The following is a 7,848-nucleotide window of genomic DNA, read 5'->3' on the forward strand; positions in this document are numbered from 1 at the left end:
AGCTAGAATAGCCCCATTTGCCCGCCCACCAAGGTGCTGAAATCATCATTGACGAATGGCAGGATTGCGTCGGCCACGGGCTGCAATTGGCGCGTGACGTAGTGGTCGTAGTCGATGGGCGCCTGCCGCACTTCCAGCGGTTCCGGGCCGTTGACGCTGATCACGTAGCTGATCCAGCCACCGCGCTGGTACTGGCGCGGGCGGCCCAGGCGGTCGTTGTACTCGTCTGCCAGGCGCGCGGCGCGTACGTGGGGCGGGACGTTGCGTTCGTAGTCGTGCAAGGGCCGGCGCAGGCGTTTACGGTAGATCAATAACTCATCGAATTCGCCGCTCAAGGTACGCCGCACGTAGTCGCGTATGTAGTCCTGATGGGGTTGGCGATGGAAGATGCGTTGGTAGAGTTCCTGCTGGAATTGCCGGGCCAGGGGCGACCAGTCGCTGCGCACGGTTTCCAGGCCTTTGTAGACCATTTCTTCGCTGCCATCTTCGCGCACGACCAGGCCGGCATAGCGCTTTTTGCTGCCCTCCTCGGCGCCACGAATGGTCGGCATCAGGAAGCGGCTGAAGTGGGTTTCGTATTGCAGTTCCAGGGCGCTTTGCAGGCCGTACTCGTTGCTCAGGTGCGCGCGCCACCAGTCGTTGACGTGCTGCACCAGCGCCAGGCCGATGCGATTGGCATCCTGCGCAGAGTGCGCGCTGCCCAGCCAGACGAAGGTGGAGTCGGTGTCGCCGTAGATCACTTCATAACCCTGGGCCTCCACCAGCTCGCGGGTCTGGCGCATGATCTGGTGCCCCCGCAGGGTGATCGAGGATGCCAGTCGAGTGTCGAAGAACCGACAGCCGCTGGAGCCGAGCACACCGTAAAAGGCGTTCATGATGATCTTCAGTGCCTGGGAGAGCGGCGCATTGCGCTCGCGCTTGGCCTCTTCGCGGCCTTCGGACACCCGGGTGACGATGGACGGCAGGCAATGCCGGGTGCGGGAGAAGCGTGCGCCGCGAAAGCCTTCCACCGAGTCACTGTCGTCGGGATGCTTGAGGCCTTCGATCAAGCCCACCGGGTCGATGAGGAAACTGCGGATGATCGACGGGTAAAGGCTTTTGTAGTCCAGCACCAGCACCGATTCATAGAGGCCCGGGCGCGAGTCCATGACAAACCCGCCGGGGCTGGCCTGGGGCGGTTTGTCGCCCAGGTTCGGCGCGACGAAACCCTGGCGGTGCATCAACGGCATGTACAGGTGAGTGAAGGCGGCCACCGAGCCGCCGTTACGGTCGGCCGGCAAGCCGGTGACGCTGGCGCGTTCCAGCAAGAACTTGAGCAGCTCGGTCTTCTCGAAAATCCGCGTGACCAGTTCACAGTCTTTGAGGTTGTAGCGCGCCAGGGCGGGCTTGTCCTCGGCGAACATGCGGTTGATTTCGTCCATGCGCTGGTACGGCGTGGAGATGTCCTTGCCTTCGCCAAGCAGGGTTTGCGCGACGTTTTCCAGGCTGAAGGACTCAAAACTCCAAGTGGCCGAACGCAGCGCTTCGATACCGTCGATGATCAACCGCCCCGCCGCCGCCGCAAAGTAGTGATTGCGGCTGCCGTGCTCGCGCCAGGCCATGGCTTCACCGCCACGTCCCAGCAACAGCGGCACGTTCAGGCGTTGGGCGTGTTCGTGGAGGACGCGCAGGTCGAACTGCACCACGTTCCAGCCGATGATCGCGTCGGGGTCAAACGTGGCCAGCCATTGGTTGAGGCGTTCGAGCAGTTGAGCACGGGTGTCGCAATAGTCGAGCTTGAAATCCACGGCGTCGGTTTTGTTCGGCGGGCCGAGCATGTACACCTGGCGTTCGCCGCAGCCTTCGAGGGCGATGGAATAGAGATCGCCCTGGGCGGTGGTCTCAATGTCCAGGGACACCAGCTTCAAGGGAGGCCGGTAGTCGGGGGCAGGCTTCATTTGCGCGTCGAGCACGGTGCCACTTGCATCAGCGGTGCCACCGAACCAGACGGGAGCGGTGATAAAGCGCTCCATCATGTAGCGCTCCGGCGGGCGCACGTCACCTTCGTAGACATCGACCCCGGCAGCGCGCAGGCGCTTCTCGATATCCATCAACTGGCGGTGCTGGCGGGCATACAGCCCCACGACCGGGCGGTGATGAAAGTCGCACAGCTGCAACGGGCGCAGCTCAAGATCGCGCTCGCCCTTGAGCAGCCAGTCGAGCGGCTTGCGGTGGGCTTGTGGGATGAACACCACCGAGGTCTGCACGGGTAGGCGAATGCACCGTGGCCCTTGGTCGGTGGCCAGCCAGAAGCTGACCTCGGTGCCCGCCGGGGTATCGCGCCAATGCCGGGTCAGGACAAAACCCTGCTGTAAATCCACCGTACCGCACCTCAAGAATCGCGTTCAGGGCGTGATTCTACTCGGCATCCGTGCAAACGCGTCGGGTAAACGCACACGCAGTGCGCAATCGCATAAATTTGTTGCAGGACATTAATAGTAATTACTATCATTTGCGCCGGAGTCGTATCCGCGCAGTGAGGAAGCGCGACGTTGTTGCCCACCTCCTCCTAGTTGACGGTTCGCCGTCAGGATCGACCATGCCCATCTGTCACCCTCTCGCTGTGCCGTTTCGCCCTGCCCTACTGGCCTTGTGCTGCTCCCTGAGTGTGGCGGCACAGGCGGCCACCCCATCGACGTCAGACAACGTGCTGGAGCTGGGTGCCACCAGCATCAATGCCGAAGCGCCGGCGCCCACTGCGCTGCCCCCCGAGTTTGCCGGCGGCCAGGTTGCACGTGGCGGCCAACTGGGTGTACTGGGCAACCAGGACATCATGGATGTGCCCTTCAGCATGTCCTCCTACACCGAGAAGTTGATTCGCGACCAGCAGGCAGAAACCGTTGGCGACGTGCTGCTCAATGACTCCTCGGTGCGCCAGGCCTCGGGGTATGCGAACCAGTCACAGACGTTCATGATCCGTGGCCTGCCATTGAATGGCGACGACATTTCCTATAACGGTTTGTACGGCGTCCTACCGCGTCAGATCATCTCCACCGATGCCCTGGAGCGGGTGGAAGTGTTCAAGGGTCCCAATGCCTTCATCAATGGCGTCACGCCCACCGGCTCGGGCATTGGCGGCGGTGTGAACCTGCAACCCAAGCGCGCCGATGATGCGCCACTGCGTCGTTTCAGTACCGACATCAGCAGCGATGGACGGATTGGCGAACACTTGGATATTAGCCAGCGCTTTGGCGAAGACAACCGTTTCGGCGCACGGGTCAACCTGTCCCAGCGCGAAGGCGATACCGGCATTGATGATGAGAGCCAGCGTTCGAAGCTGTTTGCCGTCGGCCTCGACTACCGCGGCGATGCGTTGCGCTTGTCCGGTGACTTTGTGTATCAGAAGCAGCGTATCAACGGCGGGCGCAACTCGGTCTTTCTCGGCAAGATCACCCACGTGCCGGATGCCCCTTCGGCAGACACCAACTACGCACCGAGCTGGAGCAGTACCAACCTTGAGGACACCTTGGGCATGCTGCGCGCCGAGTACGACCTCAACGAACACTGGACCGCATACGCAGCAGCCGGTGCCAAACACAGCCGCGAAATGGGGCGCTACTCGTCGGTGACCCTGAGCGATAATCTCGGCAATGCCAGCGCCAGTGGCTCGACTATCGCCCACGAAGAAAACAACACCAGCGCGATGGGTGGGCTCAATGGCCAGTTCCAGACCGGCCCGGTCAGCCATCGGCTCAACTTCGGCCTGGCCGGCATCTGGACCGAGGCGCGCAACGCCTATGTGTTCGCCAGCGCAAAAACGGCAACCAACATCTATCACCCAGTGACCGGCGCGCCACCGGCCCTCAATAGCCCGCGCAATACCCCAGGTACCGACTTCAGCGATCCGACCATCACTGGCAAGACTTTCGTGCGCAGCCTCGCGGTATCCGACACTTTAGGGTTCTTCGACGACCGCTTGTTGGTTACCGTCGGCGCACGTCGCCAACAGATGGTGGTGCAAAGCTACAACTACATGAGCGGCACCCGAACGGCCAACTATGACGAGTCGATCACCACGCCGGTCTACGGCATTGTGTTCAAGCCGTGGGAGCATGTGTCGCTGTATGCCAACCGCATCGAAGGCCTGGCCCAGGGCCCGACATCGCCGCTCAAGTCCGGCAGTCTTACCGTCATCGGTGGCGGCCAGGCTTATGCGCCCGCCCGCTCCAAGCAGATCGAGGCCGGCGTCAAAGTCGACATGGGTACCTACGGTGCGACCTTGGGTGTCTACCGTATCGAACAGCCAGGCGCGGGCTATGCCGAAGCCATCGACGCCACCACTGCCCGCTATGTGCGTGAAGGCCAGCAGATCAACAAGGGCGTCGAGCTGAACGTCTTTGGTGAGCCCGTCAGCGGGCTACGCCTGCTGGGCGGAGTGACGCTGATGAAGACCGAACTCAAGGGCACCCTCAACGGCGCCAACGATGGCAACCGGGCCATTGGCGTACCTTCATTCCAGCTCAACGCCGGGGTGGACTGGGATGTGCCGGGCTTGCAGGGTGTGACCCTCAACGGCCGTATGCTGCGCACCGGCGGCCAGTACGCCGACGCAGCCAACGAGCTGAGCCTGCCGGCGTGGAACCGCTTCGACGTGGGTGCGCGCTACACCTTCATGCTGCAACAGCGCGAGGTGACTGTGGGTGCCACGGTGGAGAACGTGGCCAACCAGAAGTATTGGGAATCGGCCCAGGGTGGATTCCTGAGCCAGGGGGATCCGCGGGTGGCGAAGTTGTCGGCGACGATTGATTTCTGAAAATTTAAAAGGGCTGGGGGACAGAACTCCCCCGCGCCCCATCACCTTGTTGGGGGCTTGCTAAGATAACTTTCGATATTGCTCATTTGTTCGTCCCAGCCACGGGAGTTCATCTTGAAAGCTTTCTGACGACGCGCTTCAGGCACCTGGTCAAAACCGGACTCGACGACCCGTAACAGGATGCCTGGAGCGCGATCTTCAATCGTGAACTCCACCAGCGTCGGCGTTTCCTTGTCGTAGTCGACGCCCTCTTCCACTGCGAAAGGATGCCACCAGAAAGAAAACAGCGTTTGGGGCAGGATGCGTTCGATCCTGGCCTTCCACACGACATGTTCGTAACCTGGGTAGGTAATTGGCGCTTCGATGGTTTCCCCGGCCACAAAGGTCTTACCCTTAAGCGCGATACCGAACCACTGACCAAATTGATCGGCCTGCGTGAGTGCCTCCCAGACCTGTTTACGTGATGCGTTGAGCAGGACTTTGCGTTCGATGCGATCTAATACGTGCATAAGTCACCTCCTTCATTGAACAGTAGGCGACATCAACCAATGCGCAACCTTGCGTTGTGCGCGATGATGATGACCCTCTCCTTGCCTGGCCATAGGTTATGACTGACCCACTGAATGGAAGTTGCTTGTGCAAAGGCGTGCGCTACCAAGTGGACAGCCTGGACATGCCCATCAGCCACTGCCACTGCGAAAGCTGCCGCAAGGCGCACGCGGCCGCGTTTGTTGCCACGGCCGGGGTGATGCGAGAGCATTTTCGCTGGACGCAGGGTGAGCAACTGCTGACGTCCTTTGAGTCTTCGCCAGGCAAGTTCAGACATTTCTGCTCACGCTGCGGCTCACATCTGATCGCCGAACGTGGGCATCAGCCCCACGTGATCGTGCGGGTGGCGACGCTGGATGATGATCCGGGCGTCAGGCCCACCTCGCATATCTGGACGGCCCATGAAGTGCCCTGGCTGGCCTATGACGGCGTAGCGCGCTGGGACGAGTGGAAGGTTTGAGTCAAACCCGCGGATCGCCCGGAGCCTTGGCCGGCGCCGCATATTGCGGCTTGAGGTGACCTTCCTGGTCGAGCAGCCAGGCATCCATGATCTGTCGCACCACAGGCCCGGCTACACGGCCGCCGGCCTCACCGTTTTCGATCATGACTGAAATCACGATTTTCGGGTGTTCGGCCGGCGCAAAGCCGACGAACAAGGCGTTATCGCGGTGCCGCTCCAACGTCTTGTTGCGGTTGTAGCGCTCACCCTGCTTGATCGCCACCACCTGGGCGGTACCACTCTTGCCGGCGATGCGGTATTGCGCACCTTGTGCTGCCGCTCGGGCGATACCGCGGGGATCGTGCATCACCAATTGCATGCCGTGGTTGACCTGCTCCCAGTCACGCGGGTCCTTGAGCACCACGTTGGGCATTGGGTGTTCATCTACAGGAGCCACGCCATTGATGGTCTTGGCCAGGTGCGGGCGGTTCCATACACCTTTGTTGGCGATCAATGCTGTGGCCTGGGCCAATTGCAGTGGCGTCACCTGCATATAGCCTTGGCCAATGCCGAGGATCACGGTTTCGCCTGGGAACCACGGCTGGCGACGGGTCGCACGCTTCCAGGCTTGGGATGGCATCAGGCCGGCAGATTCTTCGAACATATCCAGGGATACTTTCTGGCCCAGGCCGAACTCGGCCAGATAGTCGTGCAGGCGATCAATTCCGAGTTTATGGGCCAGGTCATAGAAGTAAGTATCGTTGGAACGCATGATGGCCGCGTCCATGTCCACCCAGCCGTCACCGCTGTGGTTCCAGTTGCGGTATTTATGGTCAAAGTCTGGCAACTGATAATAACCCGGGTCGAAGACTCGGGTTTGTGGGGTAACAACGCCACTGTCGAGACCGGCGATGGCCACTTCCGGCTTGATGGTTGAACCCGGCGCATAAAGCCCGCGTAGCACGCGGTTGAACAGCGGTCGGTCAATGGAGTCGTGCAGCGCGGCGTACTCCTTGAAGCTGATGCCGGTGACGAACAGGTTCGGATCGAAACTCGGTTTGCTGACCATCGCCAGTACTTCACCGGTTTGCGGGTCCAGGGCGACCACTGAGCCGCGACGGTCGCCCAAGGCCTCTTCGGCAGCCTCCTGTAGCTTGACGTCGAGGCTCAGGACGATGTTTTTGCCAGGGATCGGATCGGTGTGCTTGAGCACGCGCAGCACACGGCCCTGTGCGTTGGTCTCCACCTCTTCATAACCGACATGACCATGCAGTTCAGACTCGTAAAAACGCTCGATTCCGGTTTTGCCGATGGATTGGGTACCGCGGTACTCAACCGAATCAAGGGTCTTGGATTCTTTTTCGTTGATACGGCCAACGTAGCCGATGGAGTGGGCAAAGTGCGCGCCCAGAGGGTAATGGCGAACGAATTGTGGCTCGACGTCCACCCCAGGTAGACGGAACTCGTTGACGGCCAAAACGGCTATCTGCTCTTCGGTCAGCTCGTAGAACAACGTGACGGGAACAAACGGGTGACGGGCCTGCTTGAGCGCCTTATCAAACACCGCACGGTCTTCGGCAGGCAGGTGCAGCAGATTGACGATTTCATCCAGTTCACCCTTGAGGTCGGCGGTGCGCTCACGGGTGATGGTCAGGTTGTAACTCGGGCGGTTGTCGGCCAGCACCACTCCATTACGGTCGTAGATCAAGCCACGAGTCGGTGTGATCGGTAGTACGTGGACCCGGTTGTTCTCCGAAATTGTGGAGTGATAGTCGTACTGCACGACCTGCAGGAAATACATGCGCCCCACCAGCGCACACGTGATCCCAATCACCAGCAACGCGCAGGCGAGCAAGCGCTTGTTGACCAGGCGGTTTTCTTTTTCGTGATCTTTGATAGGTATCGGTTCAGGCATTTCTACAGCATCTCGTTGGAAAAGGTCGACGCCGCATCCTGCGGATAAAGATCAGTCCTTGTGAAAATGTGCTGCACCATAGCAAAAATGCAGAAACACTTTGTATCGATTTCCCTCAACGGCAGCTTATTTAATGTTGCTGAAGCGACGGAG

Annotated in this window: 5 protein-coding genes; 2 read left to right on the forward strand and 3 right to left on the reverse strand. The window is 60.4% G+C overall.

The window, feature by feature from the left end:
* Positions 1-2: 2 nt before the first annotated feature.
* The gene (locus tag ODQ19_RS24395; protein ID WP_330211427.1) at positions 3-2,360 is read right to left on the reverse strand and encodes a DNA polymerase II; all 2,358 of its coding nucleotides are present in this window, start codon (positions 2,358-2,360) and stop codon (positions 3-5) included.
* Between the two features lie 218 nt (positions 2,361-2,578).
* On the opposite strand from ODQ19_RS24395, the gene ODQ19_RS24400 reads away from it, so the two are divergent.
* Positions 2,579-4,792 carry a TonB-dependent receptor gene (locus ODQ19_RS24400; protein WP_330211428.1) on the forward strand — a complete coding sequence of 738 codons (2,214 nt, stop codon included), beginning with the start codon at positions 2,579-2,581 and terminating at the stop codon, positions 4,790-4,792.
* Between the two features lie 41 nt (positions 4,793-4,833).
* Here ODQ19_RS24400 and ODQ19_RS24405 read toward each other — a convergent pair whose 3' ends face one another.
* On the reverse strand, positions 4,834-5,301 hold the full coding sequence (locus ODQ19_RS24405) for an SRPBCC family protein (RefSeq protein ID WP_330211429.1): 468 nt from the start codon (positions 5,299-5,301) through the stop codon (positions 4,834-4,836).
* Positions 5,302-5,399: 98 nt separating this feature from the next.
* Here ODQ19_RS24405 and ODQ19_RS24410 point away from each other — a divergent pair, with 98 nt between their 5' ends.
* Positions 5,400-5,801 (forward strand): GFA family protein, encoded by a 402-nt coding sequence (locus ODQ19_RS24410; protein ID WP_116666014.1) that lies wholly within the window; start codon positions 5,400-5,402, stop codon positions 5,799-5,801.
* A 1-nt stretch (position 5,802) separates the two neighbouring features.
* On the opposite strand, the gene mrdA is transcribed toward ODQ19_RS24410, so the two are convergent.
* Positions 5,803-7,695: a penicillin-binding protein 2 gene (mrdA, locus tag ODQ19_RS24415; RefSeq protein ID WP_032892540.1), complete on the reverse strand. Its 1,893-nt coding sequence runs from the start codon at positions 7,693-7,695 to the stop codon at positions 5,803-5,805.
* Positions 7,696-7,848: the final 153 nt, after the last annotated feature.

The sequence above is a fragment of the Pseudomonas sp. AM4(2022) genome (assembly GCF_036346515.1).
Taxonomy (GTDB): Bacteria; Pseudomonadota; Gammaproteobacteria; order Pseudomonadales; family Pseudomonadaceae; genus Aquipseudomonas; species Aquipseudomonas paracarnis.